Origin of the sequence: Microcystis panniformis FACHB-1757 (genome assembly GCF_001264245.1) — a bacterium.
In the GTDB taxonomy this organism is placed as follows: Bacteria; Cyanobacteriota; Cyanobacteriia; order Cyanobacteriales; family Microcystaceae; genus Microcystis; species Microcystis panniformis.
Genome location: NZ_CP011339.1, coordinates 2,237,994 through 2,257,616 on the forward strand (window position 1 = coordinate 2,237,994; position 19,623 = coordinate 2,257,616).

General features: G+C 41.2%; 26 protein-coding genes. 16 read left to right on the top strand and 10 right to left on the bottom strand.

What is annotated here, in order from left to right; translation table 11 throughout:
• Nucleotides 1–93 precede the first annotated feature (93 nt).
• Nucleotides 94–762, top strand: a complete 669-nt coding sequence (locus tag VL20_RS10710; RefSeq protein WP_052276498.1) for a hypothetical protein — start codon at nucleotides 94–96, stop codon at nucleotides 760–762.
• Between the two features lie 178 nt (nucleotides 763–940).
• Here the strand turns inward: VL20_RS10710 and VL20_RS10715 are convergent, their stop codons facing one another.
• The 8 genes from VL20_RS10715 to VL20_RS10750 all read right to left on the bottom strand — a co-directional run bounded on the left by VL20_RS10715 (nucleotide 941) and on the right by VL20_RS10750 (nucleotide 11,297).
• A complete protein-coding gene (locus tag VL20_RS10715) occupies nucleotides 941–1,702 on the bottom strand; it encodes a sulfite exporter TauE/SafE family protein (RefSeq protein WP_052276499.1) in 762 nt (253 codons plus the stop codon).
• Nucleotides 1,703–2,254 carry a DUF2854 domain-containing protein gene (locus tag VL20_RS10720; protein WP_002763523.1) on the bottom strand — a complete coding sequence of 184 codons (552 nt, stop codon included), beginning with the start codon at nucleotides 2,252–2,254 and terminating at the stop codon, nucleotides 1,703–1,705.
• 418 nt (nucleotides 2,255–2,672) lie between these two features.
• On the bottom strand, nucleotides 2,673–4,355 hold the full coding sequence (locus VL20_RS10725; RefSeq protein WP_052276500.1) for an alpha/beta hydrolase: 1,683 nt from the start codon (nucleotides 4,353–4,355) through the stop codon (nucleotides 2,673–2,675).
• A 61-nt stretch (nucleotides 4,356–4,416) separates the two neighbouring features.
• Nucleotides 4,417–5,652: an RNA-guided endonuclease TnpB family protein gene (locus VL20_RS10730; RefSeq protein ID WP_052276501.1), complete on the bottom strand. Its 1,236-nt coding sequence runs from the start codon at nucleotides 5,650–5,652 to the stop codon at nucleotides 4,417–4,419.
• Between the two features lie 158 nt (nucleotides 5,653–5,810).
• Nucleotides 5,811–8,000, bottom strand: a complete 2,190-nt coding sequence (locus tag VL20_RS10735; protein WP_052276502.1) for a chromosome partitioning protein ParA — start codon at nucleotides 7,998–8,000, stop codon at nucleotides 5,811–5,813.
• 32 nt (nucleotides 8,001–8,032) lie between these two features.
• Nucleotides 8,033–8,506, bottom strand: a complete 474-nt coding sequence (locus VL20_RS10740) for a hypothetical protein (protein WP_081417847.1) — start codon at nucleotides 8,504–8,506, stop codon at nucleotides 8,033–8,035.
• A gap of 186 nt (nucleotides 8,507–8,692) precedes the next feature.
• Entirely contained in the window at nucleotides 8,693–10,003 is a 1,311-nt protein-coding gene (locus tag VL20_RS10745; protein WP_052276504.1) for a mechanosensitive ion channel family protein, read from the bottom strand.
• A gap of 22 nt (nucleotides 10,004–10,025) precedes the next feature.
• Entirely contained in the window at nucleotides 10,026–11,297 is a 1,272-nt protein-coding gene (locus VL20_RS10750) for a sugar ABC transporter substrate-binding protein (protein ID WP_052276505.1), read from the bottom strand.
• 352 nt (nucleotides 11,298–11,649) lie between these two features.
• On the opposite strand from VL20_RS10750, the gene VL20_RS32550 reads away from it, so the two are divergent.
• The 7 genes from VL20_RS32550 (at nucleotide 11,650) to VL20_RS10785 (ending at nucleotide 16,038) form a co-directional block, all read left to right on the top strand.
• The gene (locus tag VL20_RS32550; protein ID WP_249264855.1) at nucleotides 11,650–12,216 is read left to right on the top strand and encodes a hypothetical protein; all 567 of its coding nucleotides are present in this window, start codon (nucleotides 11,650–11,652) and stop codon (nucleotides 12,214–12,216) included.
• 9 nt (nucleotides 12,217–12,225) lie between these two features.
• Nucleotides 12,226–12,429 carry a hypothetical protein gene (locus tag VL20_RS10760; protein ID WP_002745086.1) on the top strand — a complete coding sequence of 68 codons (204 nt, stop codon included), beginning with the start codon at nucleotides 12,226–12,228 and terminating at the stop codon, nucleotides 12,427–12,429.
• Nucleotides 12,426–12,617, top strand: a complete 192-nt coding sequence (locus VL20_RS10765; protein ID WP_002745088.1) for a type II toxin-antitoxin system HicA family toxin — start codon at nucleotides 12,426–12,428, stop codon at nucleotides 12,615–12,617. Before VL20_RS10760 ends, VL20_RS10765 begins: the two co-directional genes overlap by 4 nt.
• Nucleotides 12,614–12,883, top strand: a complete 270-nt coding sequence (locus VL20_RS10770; protein WP_002745090.1) for a type II toxin-antitoxin system HicB family antitoxin — start codon at nucleotides 12,614–12,616, stop codon at nucleotides 12,881–12,883. The genes VL20_RS10765 and VL20_RS10770 overlap by 4 nt, the downstream gene beginning before the upstream one ends.
• Nucleotides 12,884–13,054: 171 nt before the next feature.
• Nucleotides 13,055–13,252, top strand: coding sequence for a hypothetical protein (locus tag VL20_RS10775; RefSeq protein WP_002786733.1), 198 nt, complete (start codon nucleotides 13,055–13,057; stop codon nucleotides 13,250–13,252).
• A gap of 3 nt (nucleotides 13,253–13,255) precedes the next feature.
• Nucleotides 13,256–13,522 carry a type II toxin-antitoxin system RelE family toxin gene (locus tag VL20_RS10780; RefSeq protein WP_052276506.1) on the top strand — a complete coding sequence of 89 codons (267 nt, stop codon included), beginning with the start codon at nucleotides 13,256–13,258 and terminating at the stop codon, nucleotides 13,520–13,522.
• Nucleotides 13,522–16,038 carry a tetratricopeptide repeat protein gene (locus VL20_RS10785; RefSeq protein WP_052276507.1) on the top strand — a complete coding sequence of 839 codons (2,517 nt, stop codon included), beginning with the start codon at nucleotides 13,522–13,524 and terminating at the stop codon, nucleotides 16,036–16,038. The genes VL20_RS10780 and VL20_RS10785 overlap by 1 nt, the downstream gene beginning before the upstream one ends.
• A gap of 149 nt (nucleotides 16,039–16,187) precedes the next feature.
• On the opposite strand, the gene VL20_RS10790 is transcribed toward VL20_RS10785, so the two are convergent.
• Together VL20_RS10790 and VL20_RS10795 are read right to left on the bottom strand one after the other, a co-directional pair.
• Entirely contained in the window at nucleotides 16,188–16,568 is a 381-nt protein-coding gene (locus VL20_RS10790; protein WP_002745094.1) for a type II toxin-antitoxin system death-on-curing family toxin, read from the bottom strand.
• Complete coding sequence (locus tag VL20_RS10795) at nucleotides 16,565–16,786, bottom strand: AbrB/MazE/SpoVT family DNA-binding domain-containing protein (protein ID WP_052276508.1); 222 nt, start codon at nucleotides 16,784–16,786, stop codon at nucleotides 16,565–16,567. The genes VL20_RS10790 and VL20_RS10795 overlap by 4 nt, the downstream gene beginning before the upstream one ends.
• A gap of 231 nt (nucleotides 16,787–17,017) precedes the next feature.
• Here VL20_RS10795 and VL20_RS10800 point away from each other — a divergent pair, with 231 nt between their 5' ends.
• The 8 genes from VL20_RS10800 (at nucleotide 17,018) to VL20_RS28170 (ending at nucleotide 19,539) form a co-directional block, all read left to right on the top strand.
• Entirely contained in the window at nucleotides 17,018–17,338 is a 321-nt protein-coding gene (locus VL20_RS10800) for a hypothetical protein (protein ID WP_052276509.1), read from the top strand.
• A 169-nt stretch (nucleotides 17,339–17,507) separates the two neighbouring features.
• The gene (locus VL20_RS32555) at nucleotides 17,508–17,723 is read left to right on the top strand and encodes a toxin-antitoxin system TumE family protein (RefSeq protein ID WP_249264857.1); all 216 of its coding nucleotides are present in this window, start codon (nucleotides 17,508–17,510) and stop codon (nucleotides 17,721–17,723) included.
• Nucleotides 17,707–17,916, top strand: coding sequence for a type II toxin-antitoxin system HicB family antitoxin (locus VL20_RS10805; RefSeq protein ID WP_002786743.1), 210 nt, complete (start codon nucleotides 17,707–17,709; stop codon nucleotides 17,914–17,916). The genes VL20_RS32555 and VL20_RS10805 overlap by 17 nt, the downstream gene beginning before the upstream one ends.
• 229 nt (nucleotides 17,917–18,145) lie before the next feature.
• Nucleotides 18,146–18,397 carry a type II toxin-antitoxin system Phd/YefM family antitoxin gene (locus VL20_RS10810; protein ID WP_002802114.1) on the top strand — a complete coding sequence of 84 codons (252 nt, stop codon included), beginning with the start codon at nucleotides 18,146–18,148 and terminating at the stop codon, nucleotides 18,395–18,397.
• Between the two features lie 149 nt (nucleotides 18,398–18,546).
• Complete coding sequence (locus tag VL20_RS33750; protein ID WP_369800455.1) at nucleotides 18,547–18,651, top strand: hypothetical protein; 105 nt, start codon at nucleotides 18,547–18,549, stop codon at nucleotides 18,649–18,651.
• Between the two features lie 309 nt (nucleotides 18,652–18,960).
• A complete protein-coding gene (locus VL20_RS28165) occupies nucleotides 18,961–19,152 on the top strand; it encodes a type II toxin-antitoxin system HicB family antitoxin (RefSeq protein ID WP_072925204.1) in 192 nt (63 codons plus the stop codon).
• A gap of 47 nt (nucleotides 19,153–19,199) precedes the next feature.
• Nucleotides 19,200–19,436 carry a type II toxin-antitoxin system HicB family antitoxin gene (locus VL20_RS10820; RefSeq protein WP_052276510.1) on the top strand — a complete coding sequence of 79 codons (237 nt, stop codon included), beginning with the start codon at nucleotides 19,200–19,202 and terminating at the stop codon, nucleotides 19,434–19,436.
• The gene (locus VL20_RS28170; protein WP_223211819.1) at nucleotides 19,429–19,539 is read left to right on the top strand and encodes a type II toxin-antitoxin system HicA family toxin; all 111 of its coding nucleotides are present in this window, start codon (nucleotides 19,429–19,431) and stop codon (nucleotides 19,537–19,539) included. Before VL20_RS10820 ends, VL20_RS28170 begins: the two co-directional genes overlap by 8 nt.
• The last annotated feature ends 84 nt before the right edge of the window (nucleotides 19,540–19,623 follow it).

Sequence of the window (19,623 nt, forward strand, 5' to 3'; positions counted from 1 at the left end):
TAGGGGGATTTGGGGAAATTAAAAAATTGTTTTTGGCAATGCCCTATCCTGTTAGAATCGAAACGACAGCAGCGATCGAGGAGTGCAAAAAATATGGCAGCGGGCGATGAAGAAAATCCGAGAATGCCCCTAGATAAAGTTATTTTTGTCATTGCTTGCGTCTATCTAGGTTGGGTGGTGGCATGGCTAATCAGTCAAAAAAATGCCCCTGTCTCTCAAAATGGCACGATTTCCCCAGAAGATCAAAAGTTTATCGCCTATCTGCAATCATCTCTGACTATTATCGATCGCCAAGGTGCAACTTCATCCCCCGATCCTGATCCTTCTCCTAAAAATAACCCTTCTCCGGTAGCCACGGTTCCACCACCACCCCCCGCTAATTTACCGGTTAATAATACTCCCCAGATCATAGAAAGAATTTACGTTCCCGTTTATCCCCAAACCCCTGAAACGGCTGCCAAAATTGCCCCGGTTACACCCGCAAATCCCGACATTTCCGCGCCACCATTACCGGCTGCCCCCCAAGTGCATCGGCCGACAGCAGCGGTTATTCCCACTAATAATCAGGTGAAAAATACCCTGGTGGGGGTGATGGATTTAGGCGATCGATCTTCAGCTTTATTTGATAATAAGGGGATAACGACGCGTATTTCTCCGGGGGAATTTATCAACGGTTGGACTTTAGTGGAAGTTGGTAGTCAACAGGTTATTTTGTCTCGCAACGGACAAACGAAAGTCTTAGAAGTGGGACAATCTTTTTAGGGTGAACTACCGGCTGGGCGAGATTGTCGGGGCTTCTGAAATCACGGGGGAATGCCTGAAGATAGACTTACGCCCACCTTGCGGATTTGGTATGACAGAGACAATTAGAACAGGTTTGAGAACTAGGAAAAAATCTATCAATCTCCATCAATAAAACACCTTATTGACAAACATTTTGTTAACGAAGAAAATAAACTGTAGCGATAATAATACTCAGAATTACTACAGTCCAGCGCAGATAACTAGGAGAGATAATTCTGGCTAGTTTTCCCCCCAATAAACCCCCAATTAAAGAGCCAATTGCTACCACTATCGCCGCCGACCAATCTACCTGATTAGAAAAGAGAAAAAACCAAGATGCCGCTACATTAACCACCAAAGAAAGCAACTGTTTTAAAGCATTTAATCTCGTGAGATTATCCTTGATAAATAAGCCCAAAATTGCTAACTCAATCACCCCTAAACCCGCCCCAAAATAACCACCATAAATTGAAGCGAGAGCGATGGGTAAAACCGCCAAAATTTCTGGGATATGACCATTTTCGTCCCCCTGTCGCCGCTGTAGCCAAGAGCGTAAAGTATCTTGAAAAGCCAATAAAGCCGCCGCTAAAAGAATCAGAAAAGGAATCAGGCGGTCAAACACTTGATCGCTGCTATTTAACAGCAAAATACCACCGATAATGCCGCCAATAACTGCCGATGGTAGTAATAACCTAATCCGTTTTTGTTGCCCGTGCAGGTCTTTTTTTTGGGCGAGAGTTGCCCCCAGATAACCGGGGCATAAAGCGACGGTATTAGTCACATTTGCCATCACTGGTGGGATACCCACCGCCATCAGCGTCGGAAAAGTAATCAGACTACCGCCACCGGCAAGAGCATTAATTAAGCCGGCAGCCACGGCAGCGATTGCTAGGAAGCCATACTGAATAGGCGTGAGCATTTAGGCGTTAGGGATAGTAATTAGGGCTAAATCAATTTTTTCCTCGTCAACTTGCTTAATTTCGGCTTTAATTCCTGGTCCAAAATATCTTTCGATTTTTTCCTGTTTTGCCAGCCACTTTTCTAGGGGTAAAAGGGGCGATTCAAATTCTAGGGTGAGACAATAGGCGGAATCAACAGCAGTTTCACGAATTGCCACTAAAGTCGGTCTTTCCTCGTCCGTGGGGCTTAATCCCAGCTTTTCTAGGGCTTCATCCAGATGCACTTCCTGTCCGTAGCGATAGCGGGTGACATCGTTGCGAAGTTTGGTTTGGGTGACAGTGGCCTGTTGTTGGCGCAATTGCAAGATTTCGGGGCTAGTGGGTTGACTGAAGGGTATAGGTTTGATTTCTGAAGCTTTTAGGGCTAAACCTCCCAATAATAACGGTAATCCGTAGAAAAACCCCGCTAAATTTACCGTGGCGTTACCTTGGGCATAACCGATGATCCCGATAACCGTTAAAATACTGCCTAAAATTAAGCCAAAGTATGATAGTCTAATTTTTCTGAGCATGAAATAATTTTTTTCTTGAGTACGCTAATCCTTTAGAGATTATACAACTCAAGAGAATCTTTTTTGCAGGGGGGCAGTGGGGAGATTTTTCCGTTATCAGTCATCAGTCATCAGTCATCAGTCATCAGTGAAAAGAAAACAACGAACTTGACACTTAATAAGTAAGTAATCTCAATTAACTGTTAGATAGTGGGACAGGCTTCTGGTTTTTTGTATTTTATCTTTAATTGTAACCAGCTACTTAGTTGATGATAGGTGATGCGTTAGGACGGATTGTTACCTTCAAGTCAAAACAGGAATTTTTGCCGTCTAACGCACCCTACGTTTTACTTAGTTGATGATAGGTGGTGCGTTAGGACGGATTGTTACCTTCAAGTCAAAACAGGAATTTTTGCCGTCTAACGCACCCTACGTTTTACTATTGCCTATGTACTCGCAATTTTTCAATTAATTGAGATAATTTCTCGTCAGAAGCGGCAGTAATAAAGTCTAATTTAAACTTTTGTCCCTGACTGAGATATTCTGCATAGCTAGACAGAAGAAAAGGACGAAACTTTTCATTATTAGCAATATAAACTTCAAAAAAAGAGACCAATAAAGCTCCAGTATAATCCTCGATTAGATTTTGATTGGGTAAAGTGATATCGACCACAGACTCTAGGGTTTTTTGCATTCCTGCATCCAATTCCGTAAAATTTACATGAGCTTGTCCCTCCACCATGGCCAGATATTTATCCGGGGTTTTTAACCAAGTAAAAGGAATAGCCTGTTCAAAAATTGGATTAGCTGCCGGGTCATAACTTCCGGAACCCAAGAGGACGGGAATCGAGATTTTACTTAAACCTTTTTCCCCAAAAATACTGCGGTTAACGGGATTAGCTGCAAAAACAGCTGCGACTCGTTCATCGCGAAAATTATAGACCTGTCTAGGCAATTCTAGGGCGCGACATTCCAGTAAAATTGCGATATTAATCCCGGAATAAGGACGGTTACAATCTTTAGCAAGATTATCAAAATCTATTGACGCACCAGCAACAGCTAGAGATGTATAACCTCCAAAGGAATGACCCGCTACTCCCACATTAGTTAGGTTAAGTTTACCTTGAAATTGACTAGCATTTCGTCTGGCTAATTCATCGATGACAAAGCTAATATCTTTGGGTCGATTAATAAACTCATTGCCATCAAAAATATTGCGATAATATCCCCCTAACATTCCTTGCAGGTATTTGATATCACTGCCGGGGTGTTGCGGTGCCGCTACTAAAAACCCGTAGGAGGCTAGATGTTCGATTGCTTGGGCATAATCTTCCGGTCGCGAGGCTAATCCGTGGGAAAAAATAATTACAGGTGTTTTACCGTCTCGGAAAGTTTGCGGGATATAAACATTGACATATAAACTGCGATTGCGACTACTATCGGTTAGGTTCCAAACTTCTTTTTTTACCTGAAAGCTACCGCGCTGACGCAAATCGGGTAAACTGGCATAATTAATCGCTGGTTTAACGGCAGCGGCTTCCTCGGCCGTCCAGAGGTGCATATCTTTAATAAATATTTCCGCCACATAAACCGCATAATCGATGGTTTTAGCTAATCCGAGGATTTCTTCCCCCTGTAACTGGATATTATTGGGGAATTTTTTCAGCACATTTAAAAGGGTTAATCCTCCCGGATCGAAAGCGGCACTAACAATCGCACCCCGCAGAGCATATTTACCATTAATTCCCCCTTCAATGGTGATGCCTTTGCCCAAACGAAAGAGCATATCAGCACCCATCACACTATTAAAAAAACGAGATAGTAAAATGGGATCGATGTCAATCTTTGTTAATAAAGCCTCACGAAACTTCTCTCTTGCTTCGGGAGTTGCTCTGGACAGAAATCTTTTTAAATTAGCGTCGATTTTTCCTTCTTTAGCAAAGGTTTCTAGGGATGCTACCGATACGGAAAAGACGAGGGGAGTATAGACAAATTCAATTTCTTCGGCGGCTTTTAGGGGTAAAGCGGTCATACCCGCGGCGAAAAGACCTAGGAGAAAAGCTCGCAGCCGACGGGTGGGATTATTTCTGGGAAAACGACCTGGTAAACTATGGCTAATCATGCGGTTTTTGGCTAGGGTAAATGACAATAAGTGAACTACTCTCAAGGTCGTTGAGAGCTTCCTATTTCACAGGGGATTGCCTCAAGACAGACTTACGCCCAGCTTTTGGTCTGACATCCCCTCTATAGGCAGTATCGCTAGTTCCTAACGACAATATCCGTAAGCTTTCATCTCGAATATTTATTGCCGCATTTATGTCCCGGTCATAAGTTGTCTGACAATGTTCACAAGTCCATATTCTCATATCAAGGGATAAACTACCCACTTGATTTAGACAGACATGACAAGTCTTAGAACTAGGGAAAAACCTATCAACTTCGATATAGGTTTTTCCTTGCCATTCTGCCTTGTATTTAAGCATTGTACAAAACATTACCCAACTACAATCACTAATAGCCTTAGCTAAATTATGATTGCGTACCATGGCTTTAACATTGAGGTTTTCTACAGCAATAACTTGGTTTTCGTTAACTATCTTACGGGATAGCTTGTGGAGAAAATCCTCACGACATCTTGAGATTTTAGAGTGAACTTTAGCTACTTTACGTCTAGCTTTTTGACGGTTGTTACTTCCCTCCTTTTTACGCGATAGCTTTTGTTGTTTCCTTTTTAGATTGCGTTGATGTTTAGCAAAATGTTTAGGATTATCATATTTACTACCATTGCTGGTAATAGCAAAATGATTAAGTCCTAAATCAATTCCTATGGCTTTTCCATCTATCCCCCCGTCTTCGTCACCACCCTGATTAAGGGTAGCTCCCCCCGCCTTCGGCACCCCCCTTATCAAGGGGGGCAGGGGAGATTGTCCATCATCAACTAAAATAGAAGCGTAGTATTTACCGTCTGGGTTTTTTGAGATAGTAACGGTTTTAATTGTTCCTGCAAATTCCCGATGACGAACACAATAAACTAAGCCAACTTTACCCGGTAATTTGAGGTAGTCACCTTCAAATTTGACCTTAGCTGGATAGCTAATTGATTGTTTACCATGTTTAGATTTGAATCTTGGTAATCTAGCTCGTTTCTCAAAGAAATTTTGATAAGCTTGCGATAAGTTCAAAGCAACAACCTGTAAGCACTGGGAATAAGCATCTGTCAACCACTCATATTCTTTTTTGAGACTGGGCAATAGTCCTTGAATATAGTTTCGTGTCAGTCCTTTTCCCGTGGTTTTATAGGTTTCTTGGCATAAATTCAGGGAATAATTCCAAAACCAACGACAACAGCCAAAGCTTTTAGCTAAGGCTATTTCTTGCTCGGTATTAGGCTTAAGTCTGAATTTGTACGCTTTGTACATAAGAGTTATCAAGAAACTATAACTATGATAACATGGTTTTTGAGAATTGTCTATATGTTGGTCAGTATTCTTGAGGGGAACCCTGGGGCGAATTACTTCGCCCCTTGAAAAGCCCCGTCCCATCGCACTAAGCGCGAGGGACGAATGCTGACACTAAGTTAAAAGTGAAAAGTGGCGGCGAGAAAGGGTCCGTTAAAGTTTTCCGTAAAACCGAATGCGTTATCGCCACTACCGTTTTTATACTCGATCCCGTAGAAACGATAGGCGAATTGCAGGGAAATTTGGCGATTCACCCACCAATCGACTCCGAAGAGGAGGTTCCAGCTTAGATCTGTATCGCCGGCCAGCCCGAAACCGGAAGCGTCTCCCCGAATCCATAAAGTGATCGGATCGGACACCTGTACCCCAAATTTCCCGCCGAGGAGCGGTTCAAACCAAGTTCTCCCCTGACTGAAGGTTTGTTGGAAGGTTTGGCTGAAGTTGACGAGGGGACTGGATAGCTGTACGGTAAGCGTTTCCTCGATATCGATGCTGATACTATTGAGACGAAGGCCCGCATAGGGCTGGAACCAAATTAAGGGAAAAGAGCGATTAGAGGGTTTTTCGGGCAGTTCGTGGCTGATCGGAGCGCCGATGTGGTAACTGACGGCGAAATCGTAGATGCCCTGATCGAATTGTAGGTTTGTTTCCGAATCCGCTTCGAGTTGCTGTAATTGGCGATTGTCGGCGAATTCTTGTACCTGTTGCATTGTTTGTTCTAGTTGTTCGAGCGATTCTCGGGCGTTCTGAATTTCTTGTTCGAGTCGTTGCAGGGGTTCGCTATCTTTTAGCTCCCGTAACTCTTGGAGTTTCGCTTGCAGTTGTTGCAGGGGTTCGCTATCTTTTAACTGCTGTAGCTCCTGAACTTTCGCTTGCAGTTGTTGGAGGATTTCGCTATCTTTAGTCTGCCGCAACTCCTCAATCTTCCCTTGCAGTTGTTGCAGGGGTTCCCTATCTTTTAACTGCTGTAGCTCTTGAATCTTCCCTTGCAGTTGTTGCAGGGGTTCGCTATCTTTTAACCCCCGCAATTCTTGAATTTTTTCCTGCCCTCTAGCCAGTGCTTCCTGTATTTGCGAGAGCTTTTCTTGAAAATCCTTCAAATTTCCTAGCCGATCGCTAAAGGCAGGATCGCGGGGTAATTCTGCTATTTTCTTCTCTAAATCCCGGAGATCTCGAATATCGATATTATCCCGAATCTCACCTATATCCACCTCGGGGAGAGTCTGAATTTTTACGACCATTTCTTGTAAAGTATTCTGGCGTTCGGCCAATTGTCCTTGAAGGCTGTCAAGAGCCTGTTTAAATTCGTTTAGGCGCTCGGCTTTTCGCTCGACCTCTTGCCGCACCTCCAGTCGAATTTCTGCGAGGGTCGTCTTTAGTTCCTGCGCCTGCTCGATTTTCGGAACGATCTCTTGCTGGAAACGTTGCCGAGCGTTATCGATCGCCGTTTCCAGTTCCTGTAATTGTTCCTCCCGAAGGGCGACTTCTTGCCGTATCTGATCGCGCAATTCTTGGGCTGCCGCCGGTAATTGGCTTAATTGTTCGGTTTTTAGGGCTATATCCTGTCGTAAGGCTCGAATTTTGTCTCCTGCCTCTTGAAAGCTCCCCTCTTCTTTTAATCCTTGTATCCGATCGACCGACTGGGAGATGCCTTCGAGTCCATTGATCGCTTTTTGAATTCTCTGGTTGGCATCCCGACTCAGCAACCAATTCAAGGAGTTGATAAAATTCGGCTCTCGAACCCTTGTCTTCTGGAGGTTGATCACGTTTCTCAAGCTGGCGTAATAACCGTCGAAAATCAAACCGAAACGACCGTTCCAGGCTTCCACGCGCGCGCTACCCGTCACCCGGAGCGATTGTAATACTTCCCCGAGATCGAGATGATAGTTGACGGTACGTCCCCGGGCCGTTGCGGTTCCGTAGGTATTGATCGGAATGGTCGCGTAGGGCTGAAATTTAATCTGCCAACCTCGATCCTCTTGGCCTTGGGGAGCGGGATTTTCCGGTGCGTTCGGGGTCCGAGCCGGGGTGGGTTCTGTGGGAGGAGAGGCTGGCAAAACGGGCGCTCCTACTCCCGCCAGATCCTTGGCACAGGCACTGTCGGGTAATTCCTCGGTTCGGGTTTCCCCCTCGAATACCAAGGGGGCGACCCTATTGGTCAAGGGGGTAAAACCCTCACAGAAGGAAGGGGCAACGGTCAGGGGAGCGATCGCTTTCCCGTCATCTATCGCTTCGGCGAGAACACTGGGGACAGGAAACGATAAACCGAGCAAAGTCCAGATCAGCAGGCGGCATGGCGAGAATCCCATAATTTTTCACTCCTCACTATTAAAAAAACGCTCTAGCGGTAGCAGCCGACAACAGTTACCGTGTAGGTCTTGCCGAAATGGTTGACACCACCGATAAAAAGATTGACTTGATAGGGTTCATCGTTGGGTTCCGGTGTGGCGGTAATAGTCAGGGGTTTACCCGGGTCGATCCGTACATCTTGTTGGTTAAAAAACTGTCCCGTGGTTTGATCGCTGTACTTGAGGTACATCTGAATATCGAAGGAACCACCCTCATCCGAGGATATAGTGGCCACGAATTTTTGCCAGTTGCGATCGCTCGGAACCGCCCAATCGGTATTCCAGTTATTGCGAGTGATATCGACACCGAACACAGTAGGAACGGTCGGTTGAGAAACGGTCTTGGTTACTTGGTTTCCTTGACCACCGATCAAAGGTATCGGGACGCAGGTTTCTGAGGCACTAAGGGGCAAATTTAAGGCAAGGACAAGCGATAAAGTACCAAGCCAAGTAGGACGAAAAAGCATCAGCAAAACCTCGATAAATTAATCTGGGAGATTTTGATTCTATATGATTGAGTATCTCTGAATATACTATCTTATGTCAAGACATTAACTATTAATAAAAAACAATAAATACATGGATTTAATAAGTGGAATTGATATATCTTCAGATGAAAATAATCAGCTAGGGTTTTTGACCAGAATAAATTGCTAATCATTGCGAATGTGAATATTTTGTTGCGGGAAGGGAATCTCGATACCCTGTTGAGTAAACTTGGCGAGAATAGCACAATTAATATCACTAATTACTCGCTTTTTTCTGTTGACATCATCCAACCAGAACTTTAATTCAAAGTTTAAACTAGAATCACCAAAATTAAGAAAAAATGCTACTGGTTGCGGGTTTTTAAGTATGTGAGGATGTTGATCAGCAATGTCTAGCAATAAATTCATCACCTGTTGTGCGTTAGAGTTATAACCAACTCCGATAACAATTGAACAATAAATCAAGTTATCACTACCCGTATAGGTGGTGACATCCTCAGTAAAAAACTTTTGATTGGGGATAATTTTTTCAGAATTATCCGTGAGGATTTGCACTGTTGTCGCTCGAATACCTAGCTTTTTTACCTGAGAAGTTTGCCCTTCAATATTAATGATATCACCGGGTTTGAGAACTTTTTCAAATAATAGTAAAATACCGCTAATAAAATTACTGACTACTTGCTGCATACCGAAACCAATACCCACCGATAAACCGCCAGTAATTGCCGCTATTGCCGTGGCATTAACTCCCACATAACCCAAGATGAGAATAAAACCTAAGACAATGAAAAAATAACGTCCTAAAAGTAAAGTTGCTTCAATTTCACCGCGACTAGCTTGCTGATTTAAATTAGTAATACTCAGAATTATACTTTCTATAAGAATAACAATAATTACCAGAAAATAGGGAGCTATTATCAAAATAAATATGCTTCTCAATGTGATCGGACTATTAAATAAATTAAAGGGAGATACTTGAGCAATTTCCTGAATATTATTGTAGAAACTAATAATTGTTCTCAGGAGTAATAATAGCAATAAAGGTGCTAAAAGCCGCAAATGATAATATTTAATTGTCTTGACGGAAAACTTGGCGTATAATCCAGCTAATAAACCACGATAAACTAAATAAAACCACATTAATTTTATGCATAAACTAATCATTCCTCTTGTCCAGTTTTGACCGAAAAAAATTAGATAACTTAAGTCAAGTAAAATTAGGCTAATAACTGGAAAATTAAGAAACTGTATCAGGATAGCAAAATATTGACGGATGGTTAATTTTTTATCACTATGGATAAAAGTGGTGACGTGAGGAAATCTTTTTTCTAAGTAAGACCATAACCATTTTGATAATAACCAAGCAAGAATTAAAGACAGAAAAATGATCGTTAATTGATTTTGAACATTTCTGCGTCCTAAAAATAATAATTGGTTAGCAATTATCTCCGAAAGAGAGGGGATATTGTTGTTCATGTTAATTTATTTTCCCGACTTCTTAATCAAGACCTGATTGAATATAAAGTGTCAGTTTTTCGGCCGCTGCTGAGGAAGATATTTCTCCAGCGATCGCTCTTTCATACCAAAATTCTCCTTGTTCTAAAATTTGATTCGACTTTTCCCAATCATCCAGAGGAACTGCCACGACATTTTGAGATTGTTGTAATAATACCGATTCGATCGGTAGTAATTTTCCTTCGATCTGCACCCGTCGATTAGTGGGAATAAAACTTTCTGTTTGGGTGATTGCTTGTAATTGTTGTTCGGGATTAGTGAGAAATTTTCCTAAAGCTAATCCCAAACGATTTTCATTATCACTATTATTGCGATTAAATACCATCACCCGTGTATAGAGAATTGGTGCTGCTTTACCTTGAGTTTCTTGGGGAAGTAAAGCGACTCTGAGATCATCTTGTAGACTGTTTTTTAAATCGGCAATTTCAATAGAACTACACACATAATAGGTTAAGCGGCCTCTAGCAAAAGCATCATGGAGTAATTCCCGTTGACGATTGAGGATAAAATTAGGCTGTGAAGCAGCAAATTTTAGCCATTCTAGCCATTTTGCCCAACCATATAGGCGAGGTTGCAGCCTGCCTTGATCATCCCACAAATAGCCGCCAAAAATTGCCATTCCCCAAAAAGTATCTTCAAAAGAGGAAACTATCCCCACAGAATAACCTTTGCGCGCACGTTCCACTAATCCCTCTAAACTGGTGGGAGGTTGCTTTAGCTCCGGATCGGGACTAACTTGTAATTTTTTTTGATTATAACACAGTACATTGGTACGAGAACCTAAGGGAATGCCATAGATTTTTCCTTGATAGCTAACTTGTTTCAGGGTTGGAGGATAATAAATAGATAAATCTAGATTTTTCTGGTCAATTTCCTCCAGTATTCCTTGAGATACTAATCTGGGTATATTTCTCGAAAAAATTAGAATAACACTCGCACCCAATCCGCTTTGAGATTGTTTAAAAAAACGTTCGGGTATCTCATCGACAGGAATAGCTTGTTCGAGAATTGTCACTTGCGGATTTAATTTTTCAAACTCTTGCAACCCGAGACCTAGTACTTCAGTTAAATTTCCCTCTTCTGGATACCAAACCGAGAGAGTTCCCTGCAGTTGCTCCGATGATTGAGTAGGAAGATCACTAAAACAAGCATAAAGAAAAATTGGCATCAAGATAAAAAGCAATAGGAGCGATATAATTCCCCTTATTTTTTTACTTCTCCAAGCAGTTTTAACTCTGAGCATTAGGGATTGCATCGATCGTGATCCTTCAAAAATATTGCCATAGATCCATAGTACATGAAAAGGTGACTAATAATCCTCATCAGAAAAATAATTAACATGATCTTTTGTCAAGAGCCACCAGTATAGCAACAATCCCAGTTAAAAATTTGTGCGAGTTAAACTGCTGACCTATCTAAATTATCCGTTAAGACCAGATGAGGGCAGGGAAAGAGACAGTTTCCTAGTTGGTTTTATAACACTATAACACCCAGTTTAAATGGGTAACATCTTAGGGAAGCTGTGCTTAGTATGAGTGAGATTTATGTTATTAATAATTATGTCATGACGAGAGAGTGATACCTGCATTAACTTTACTGTATCAACCATGACCCCACCGCAGCAATTTTTACTATATAATCATGGTATAAGAAACCAGCACCCCAAATATTGTATTTCAACCCAAACACCAAAGGAGTTAAATATGACTGAACCTTTAAGCGCGATTGTGTTGGTAACGTTGGCAATCCAGGAGTTTGTTAAATCAGGTACAGGAGATTTGGCCAAGCGTTTTACGGCGGAGGCTGTGGCGAAAATTCCTGTATTATGGGGAAAGATTAGGGATCGGTTAACGGGAAAATCGCTCAAGGTCAATGAAGCATTAGCTAAATTGGAAAGTGGGGACAGTACGGTCATTGAAACTATCACTAAAAATTTGGATGTGATTTTAGACGAAGATTCTCTTTTTGCTGAAGAGTTACGAATTTTAGGACAGGAAATTCAAGCAGGGGAAATCAGCCAAGTTGGTTTAGATGACTTTGAAGCGGGAGAACTAGATGCTGAAATTGATCAAACAGTGAAAGGAAAAACAACGACTAAAACAGAACAAATTGGTACAACAAGGGTAAGAGTTACAGGAAAAGCAACTATTAAAATTAACCAAAAGATTGATTAGGAGACAAAAATGTTAGAAGATCAAGCCCAAGCACTCAAGTCTATTGTTAAAGAGGTTCTGCATGAGTTATTATTGCAAGAACGGGAAACTTTAACAGATGTAATTTATGAAATGATAGAGGATATGGTTCTAGCCAAAGCAATAGAGGAAGGTCTTGACGATGAAAATGTCAGTCGAGAAGAAATTTTTGGGTTACATCGAGTAAGTTTATGACTACGAAGATTCGGGATGTCATTAAATTATTAGAAAAAGATGGCTGGTTTCTCGTTAATACAGTCGGTAGTCATCGCCAATATGAGCATCCAACAAAAAGGGGAAAGGTGACTGTTGCTGGCAAATTAAGTGATGATGTTCGTAAAGGAACTTTAGCTAGTATTCTTAAACAAGCAGGGTTAAAATGATCGACAAATATCTAATTGTTCTCGAAAAAAGTGAGACGGGATTTTCAGCTTATTCACCCGATGTATTGGGTTGTGTAGCAACAGGTGCGACTCTAGAAGAAACAACGGAGCAAATGCGATCAGCTTTGGCTTTGCATTTGGCAGATGTTGAAAACTTGCCCCAACCGCGAGGGATTGATGCTTATTTAGAAGCTTTGCGAGATTCGGAAGGAGAAGCATTTTTTCTAACTCATATTCCCATAGATCAAGTGTTAGTTAAATCTTAGTTTTATTAAGGAAAATGAACGACAAACTTTAGCAAACTGGAATTAAAGCTTTTACTTTAATATGATCAAAGATCAAGTACAGGAACCAGAAGCCTGTTCCACGGGGTAGGCATTTTGTTATTTCACAGGCTATAATCTTATTAAAGATAAAACACAGATTAGGAGACAAAAATGTTAGAAGATCAAGCCCAAGCACTCAAGCCTATTGTTAAAGAGGTTCTGCATGAGTTATTATTGCAAGAACGGGAAACTTTAACAGACGTAATTTATGAAGTGATAGAGGATATGGCTCTAGCCAAAGCAATAGAAGAAGGTCTTCATGATGAAAATGTCAGTCGAGAAGAAATTTTTTCTTTATTAGCAGAGTAAATCATGCAAGTTGAATTTCGTCGCCTTTTTTTTCGAGATTTAGGCGCTATCAAAGATCGTAAGCTACGACAACGAATTGAAGCTGTCATTGCGGAGGTAGAAGCGGCCAATAATCTAGCTGAGTTAAGAAATATCAAAGCTATTGAAGGCCACCCCAGTTACTATCGGCTAAGAATAGGAGATTACCGCATAGGTATTTATGTTGAGGAGAATATGATTGCTTTTGTCCGAGTTGTACACCGTAAAGAAATGTACCGTTATTTTCCCTAATGAATAATCCATTTAAGCAAACTGGAATTAAAGCTTCTACTTTTGGCGATAATGCTCAGATTTCCATTGAGCAGAAAATAATTTTGCCATCTGTACCAAAACAGGTTAAAGAAAACCCGCACAATTTACCCAATAGTGGGGTCGAGAAATTTGTTGGACGTGATGAAGTTTTAAGCCAATTAGCAACCCAATTACAGGAAGCTAACCGCGTGGCGATTTCGACGTTGACGGGTATGAGTGGTGTTGGTAAATCGGAATTAGCGTTATGGTATAGTTGGCAAGAATGGCACAAAAAGACTTATCTAGGGGGGATTCTTTGGTTAAATGTAGCAGAAAGCGATCCGGGTTTGAGTATTTTAACTTTTGCTCAGATTCATTTAGGATTAATTTTACCGACAGAAGGCGAATTGGTAGAGCGGATTCGTTTTTGTTGGCATAATTGGTTCAAAAATGAGCAGGATCAAGCCTTAATTATTTTTGATGATGTGCGTCGCTATAAACAAATAAAAGACTATTTACCGCCTCAAGGAGAAAAGCGGTTTAAGGTGATTATTACGACTCGTAATGAACAGATTGCTCGTAATTTTAACCCGATTGATTTAGAAGTGTTAAGTCCTGATGCGGCGGTAGAATTGTTGGCTGTCTTTTTACCCAATGCGGTAGTAAATAATCCAGAAAAAGCCAGAGAATTAGTCAAATGGTTGGGGTATTTACCGTTAGGGATTGAGTTGGTGGGACGCTATGGACAGTATATGAGTTGTGACTTAACAAAACTTTTATCACAGTTACAGGCGCAAAAATTAAAGGATGAGAGTTTACAATTTCCCCAAAATGCTTTTATGACGGCTCAAAGGGAGGTAGCAGCGGCGTTTGAGTTGAGTTGGGGGGAGTTGAGTGAGAGTTCTCGATTAGCAGGAGAATGGCTCAGTTTGTTTGCGGAAAGTCGGATTAATGAAAAGTTAATTTTGTCTTTGTTTGAGGAGAGATACCCCCAACCCCAACCCTTAAAAAGGGGAGCTATAGAGAGATATTTTCCGACATTTTCACGCTGGTTTGGTCTATCTAAATCGGTTTCTGCGTCTATTGATCCGCCTGATTTACCGATACCGACTAGGACTGATTTACGACATTTGGTAAATTTAAACTTGCTAAATGATGTTGATAATCAGAACTATGACTTGCATACTTTAATTCGGATGTATTTGCGCGATAAGTTAGAAGCATCGGCGTTTAAGGAGGAAGCAAAGCGAGCCTATTGTCAGGTGATGGTTGGGATTGCGAAAACTATTAAGAGGACTTTGACCTTAAAAGACATTGATAACTTGGAGCCGGATATTGAGCATCTAAAAGTTGTTGCAGAGGAATTAGATCAATGGTTAGATAATGAAGATTTAACGTGGTCTTTTTATGGCTTAAGTGCATTTTATCGAGCGCAGGGACTTTATCAGCAAGGGGTTCTTTATTGTGAACGCTGTTTAACTCTGAGTGAACAACGCTTAGGCAAAAATCATCCTGATGTGGCGACCAGTCTCAACAATCTGGCGGAACTTTATCGCGCTCAAGGGAAATACGCAAAAGCAGAACCTCTCTTTTTGCGAGCGCAGGCAATTACAGAAAAGCAATTAGGAGAAGAGCATCCTGATGTGGCCAACAGTCTCAACAATCTGGCTGGTCTTTATTATGATCAAGGGAAATACGCAGAAGCAGAACCTCTCTTTTTGCGCTCGCTGGCGATTCGGGAAAAGCTATTAGGAAAAGAGCATCCTGCTGTGGCGACCAGTCTCAACAATCTGGCGAATCTTTATTGCGCTCAAGGGAAATACGCAAAAGCAGAACCTCTCTTTTTGCACTCGCTGGGGATTACGGAAAAGCAATTAGGCTCCGACCATCCTGAAGTGGCGACCAGTCTCAACAATTTGGCGTTACTTTATGATTTTCAAGGGAAATACGCAGAAGCAGAACCTCTCTTTTTGCACTCGCTGGGGATTACGGAAAAGCAATTAGGCTCCGACCATCCTGATGTGGCGACCAGTCTCAACAATTTGGCGTTACTTTATGATTCTCAAGGGAAATACGCAGAAGCCGAACCTCTCTTTTTGCGAGCGCTGGCGATTACAGAAAAGCAATTAGGAAAAGAGCATCCTGATGTGGCCAACAGTCTCAACAATCTGGCTGGTCTTTATTATGATCAAGGGAAATACGCAGAAGCAGAACCCCTCTATTTGGGAGCACTGGCGATTCGGGAAAAGCAATTAGGAGCAGAGCATCCTCATGTGGCCAACAGTCTCAACAATCTGGCGGATCTTTATCAGTCTCAAGGGAAATACACAGAAGCAGAACCTCTCTATCAAAGAGCGATTGCTATTTTGATAGCCACACTAGGCGAAAATCACCCTAACACGCAAACAGTAAAAAATAATTATAATCTGATGCTTTCTCAACTTCCTGATGAGGAATTAAGCCAACGCTTTCCCCCCGAAATGGTGGAAATGTTGCGTAACCTAAGACAAAATTAGCTTTTTTTAAAGGAAGAATAAAAAACATGAACATCAAACAGCAACTACTAGAAAAATATCGCAAGCAAGGCTTAGAATTATGATTTTATGCGATACGGGAGTATTATTTTGTTTCGTTCTTATTTACTTCCAGAAATCCTCCACTTTATTCAATTTATGCCTTGAAGCCAAGCACCAAGTTCTTCTTCGGACATCTCGCCAGCCGCCACCGCCAGCATAGTTGCCACCACCTCGGCTTCTGGAGCGATTAACTCAATGCTATTAACTTGGAGAAAAGTCGCCATGACGACGAAAGCGGTGCGCTTGTTGCCGTCCACAAAGGGGTGATTTTTTGCCAGTCCCCAGCAATAAGCGGCGGCTAATTGGTACAGGCTGACATCGGGGTTGTAAGTGTGGAGATGGCGAGGTCTGGCGAGGGCGCTGGAGAGTTTTCCTAGGTCGAGGATGCCTTCGGCTCCGCCAAAGAGAGCGAGTTGCTGGTGGTGAATTGCTCTGGCTGCTTGTTCACTAATCCAGATGATTTCGCTCACTTGGCCAATTCCCGCAGGGCGTTGCGATAGCGGCGGGTAACTTGAGAAGCTGCTTTCATAATTTGCTCGAATTCTGGGTCGTAGGTGGTTAACTGTACCCCGTCTGGCGTTTCGGTGACGTATATCGTATCTCCTTCTCCCACCTGGAGTTTGTCGAGAACTTCTTTGGGGAAAGAGGCTCCTAATGAGTTGCCGATTTTGCAGATTTTGAGCTTCATTTTTTTACCTCATCGTTGTTTGTAGTCGCTGCGTCACTAGCGCAACAACAGTTGCAATAAGAAGCAGTACAATTAAAGATAAGCACCAGTTTAGTAATATCTTCCACTGTTTAAACGTTCATAGAACATTTTACACCATGATCTCGGAAAAGCCAAAATAAACCTCAAAAGAACCCAATGGAGTGGCAATCATTTTTTACTCTAAATTAACACTGACAAGAAAAAATCACCATGCAAACCCAACCGCTAGAATCAAACTCAACAAACCTGATTAAACTGCGCTCTAGTCAACCAGAATCGCTTAAATCAATGATTAAAATCGATCTGAATAATCGGCTACGGGACTTAGAAAGCGGATTACAAAAAACTCAAGCTCGCTTAAAAGAATTTGAAACCCAATATCAATGGTCAACAGAGCAGTTTGTTGATTTGTTTACCAACGATCAATTACAACACAGTGAAGATTTTGATGAATGGTTAGGAGAATCATGGATGCTTGACAAAATACAGCAAAAAATAGCCATCATTAAGGAGATTGAATTTGTTGATTGAGACTTACTTTGAGAGAATTAGAAAACTTCTCACAAACTCATCCATGATCCAAACTTTTGAACTTGACACATAAAAACGGACAGAGAGTCTCGGTTTTATTAGAGGAAATATTACCTTTATTGACGGCTCTCGGCTCTATATTCGAGAATTTGTCGAAGTAGAGATCAGCATAAACCGAGGCAAATATTCTTACCACTATATCAATCAAAAAGGTGATTTAATTTTCCGTTATGATAATGCTCCTCATCATCAAAAACTTAATTTTCCTTCATTTCCTCATCATAAGCATGATCGACATGAAGATAATATAGTAAGCTCAAAAGCTCCTTTTTTAGAAGAAGTTTTTCAAGAAATTGAGGATATTAACAATGAATTATCACTATAGTATTTTTATTCAATGGTCAGAAGAAGACAACAAATTTATCGCCCATCTCCCTGAATTTGTCCCTTATGCTCATACCCATGGTGAAACCTACCATGCAGCCCTACAAAATGCCCTTGAAGTTCTATATATACTTATCGAAGACTACACTGCACGAGACAAATCTCTCCCACCTCTCCAGGCTATTTCCGCATAGCCCAAATATTCTCAGTTCAGTAATATCTCCTAGTATTTAACCGTTCATAGAACATTTTACACCATGATCTCGGAAAAGCCAAAATAAACATTATGCAAGTTACGGCTTAAATCATTACTGAAGTTGTTATATCGCCTTCTTCTCGATCAGAACCAAAAAGCCCAAAATAAATCATGAAAACATCTTTTGCTTTATTATAAGAGTAATCCCCACAAACCGTAAGCGATTTATGTATCAAGTCACCGTTGATTACGCCAAAGCCAACCTAGAAGAACTCTGTGATCGCACTGAAAAAGAACCCGATGGAGTAGTGATCGTTCGTGAAAATCGCAGTTATATTCTCATTACTCAAGAAGAATGGGAATCCTTAGCTGAAACCTCCGAACTCATGCAAGATTCCAAACTATTACAACATATTGCATCAGCACGACGAGAATATGCCGCAGGAGAAACCCTGATAATGGAACAAGTATTTGGATGACAACCTACACAATTGTCTTTTCTAAACAAGCGCGAAAAGATACCGACGAACTCACCCAAAAACAAAAAGTCAAACTTCAATAAATTTTAACTAACATAATTGCAATTAATCCCTATATTGGCAAATCCTTAAAAGGCGATTTAGAAGGCTTGTATTCCTATCGCCTAAATAGAAAAGATCGTCTGCTTTATAAAATTTATGAAGACGATCAAACTATTCTGATTATTCGTACTAAAACACACTATGGAGATTAGGTAAGAGCGGTCATAATGTCTGAATTCATCCCCGTTTAGAATATAGCTTGCCCCTGTCAGGCAAAGATAGTAGTGATGCTGATCGCTACCGGGAAAAAGACGTAAGAAATGCACTTCAGGAACTAGCAAAATTAAATCAAGGAGACAACCCATGAATTATCGGCTCTTCTCGACTTTGTGTGATAATTTTTGCTTATAGAATCGTGAAATATTTACCTAGAAAGACTTTGAGGACTATTTTGCTGAAGAAACTATCAGTATAGACCCCGTTTCCACACAGAAACCAGAAGAGCCAATTATCACTATAGTATTTTTATTCAATGGTCACAACAATACAACAAATTTATCGCCCATCTCCCTGAATTTGGCCCCTATGCTCATACCCAGGGTGAAACCTACAATGCAGCCCTACAAAATGCCCTTGAAGTCCTAGATCTACTTATCGAAGACTACACTGCACGAGACAAATCTCTCCCAATTTTTCAGGCTATTTCCCCATAGCAAAAATATACTATATTACACTCAAAACGAATTTTATCTGAGCAATTATGGCTGAATTAAGTTCAAAAATTACGGCAATTATTTATTCTGGTGAACAACAAGAATATGTAGCCGAATGCGCGGAAATTTCGGTTGTGACCCAGGGAAATACCTTAGATGAGGTGGTTAATAATCTCAAAGAAGCTGTCTTATTATATTTAGAAGGAGAAGAGCCTAGTGAGTTTGGTCTAGTTGCCAAACCTTCTCTACAGATTACGGTTGAGTTACAGCCTGAATATGCCTAAACTGAAACAACTATCAGGCAAAGACGTGATCAAAATTCTCGCTCGATTTGGCTTTACTATTCACAGTCAACGAGGAAGTCACATTAAATTGCTTTGCATTTAGCAGATGTTGAAAATTGGCCCGAACCGCGAGGAATTGATACCTATCTAGAAGCTTTGCGAGATTCGGAAGGAAAAACATTTTTTC

Bases quoted from the DNA above. Each gene is read 5' to 3' on its own strand.
- VL20_RS10710 (WP_052276498.1), top strand. From the start codon at position 94: ATGGCAGCGGGCGATGAAGAAAATCCGAGAATGCCCCTAGATAAAGTT.
- VL20_RS10715 (WP_052276499.1), bottom strand. From the start codon at position 1,702: ATGCTCACGCCTATTCAGTATGGCTTCCTAGCAATCGCTGCCGTGGCT.
- VL20_RS10720 (WP_002763523.1), bottom strand. From the start codon at position 2,254: ATGCTCAGAAAAATTAGACTATCATACTTTGGCTTAATTTTAGGCAGT.
- VL20_RS10725 (WP_052276500.1), bottom strand. From the start codon at position 4,355: ATGATTAGCCATAGTTTACCAGGTCGTTTTCCCAGAAATAATCCCACC.
- VL20_RS10730 (WP_052276501.1), bottom strand. From the start codon at position 5,652: ATGTACAAAGCGTACAAATTCAGACTTAAGCCTAATACCGAGCAAGAA.
- VL20_RS10735 (WP_052276502.1), bottom strand. From the start codon at position 8,000: ATGGGATTCTCGCCATGCCGCCTGCTGATCTGGACTTTGCTCGGTTTA.
- VL20_RS10740 (WP_081417847.1), bottom strand. From the start codon at position 8,506: ATGCTTTTTCGTCCTACTTGGCTTGGTACTTTATCGCTTGTCCTTGCC.
- VL20_RS10745 (WP_052276504.1), bottom strand. From the start codon at position 10,003: ATGAACAACAATATCCCCTCTCTTTCGGAGATAATTGCTAACCAATTA.
- VL20_RS10750 (WP_052276505.1), bottom strand. From the start codon at position 11,297: ATGCAATCCCTAATGCTCAGAGTTAAAACTGCTTGGAGAAGTAAAAAA.
- VL20_RS32550 (WP_249264855.1), top strand. From the start codon at position 11,650: ATGACCCCACCGCAGCAATTTTTACTATATAATCATGGTATAAGAAAC.
- VL20_RS10760 (WP_002745086.1), top strand. From the start codon at position 12,226: ATGTTAGAAGATCAAGCCCAAGCACTCAAGTCTATTGTTAAAGAGGTT.
- VL20_RS10765 (WP_002745088.1), top strand. From the start codon at position 12,426: ATGACTACGAAGATTCGGGATGTCATTAAATTATTAGAAAAAGATGGC.
- VL20_RS10770 (WP_002745090.1), top strand. From the start codon at position 12,614: ATGATCGACAAATATCTAATTGTTCTCGAAAAAAGTGAGACGGGATTT.
- VL20_RS10775 (WP_002786733.1), top strand. From the start codon at position 13,055: ATGTTAGAAGATCAAGCCCAAGCACTCAAGCCTATTGTTAAAGAGGTT.
- VL20_RS10780 (WP_052276506.1), top strand. From the start codon at position 13,256: ATGCAAGTTGAATTTCGTCGCCTTTTTTTTCGAGATTTAGGCGCTATC.
- VL20_RS10785 (WP_052276507.1), top strand. From the start codon at position 13,522: ATGAATAATCCATTTAAGCAAACTGGAATTAAAGCTTCTACTTTTGGC.
- VL20_RS10795 (WP_052276508.1), bottom strand. From the start codon at position 16,786: ATGAAGCTCAAAATCTGCAAAATCGGCAACTCATTAGGAGCCTCTTTC.
- VL20_RS10800 (WP_052276509.1), top strand. From the start codon at position 17,018: ATGCAAACCCAACCGCTAGAATCAAACTCAACAAACCTGATTAAACTG.
- VL20_RS10805 (WP_002786743.1), top strand. From the start codon at position 17,707: ATGAATTATCACTATAGTATTTTTATTCAATGGTCAGAAGAAGACAAC.
- VL20_RS10810 (WP_002802114.1), top strand. From the start codon at position 18,146: ATGTATCAAGTCACCGTTGATTACGCCAAAGCCAACCTAGAAGAACTC.
- VL20_RS10820 (WP_052276510.1), top strand. From the start codon at position 19,200: ATGGCTGAATTAAGTTCAAAAATTACGGCAATTATTTATTCTGGTGAA.
- VL20_RS28170 (WP_223211819.1), top strand. From the start codon at position 19,429: ATGCCTAAACTGAAACAACTATCAGGCAAAGACGTGATCAAAATTCTC.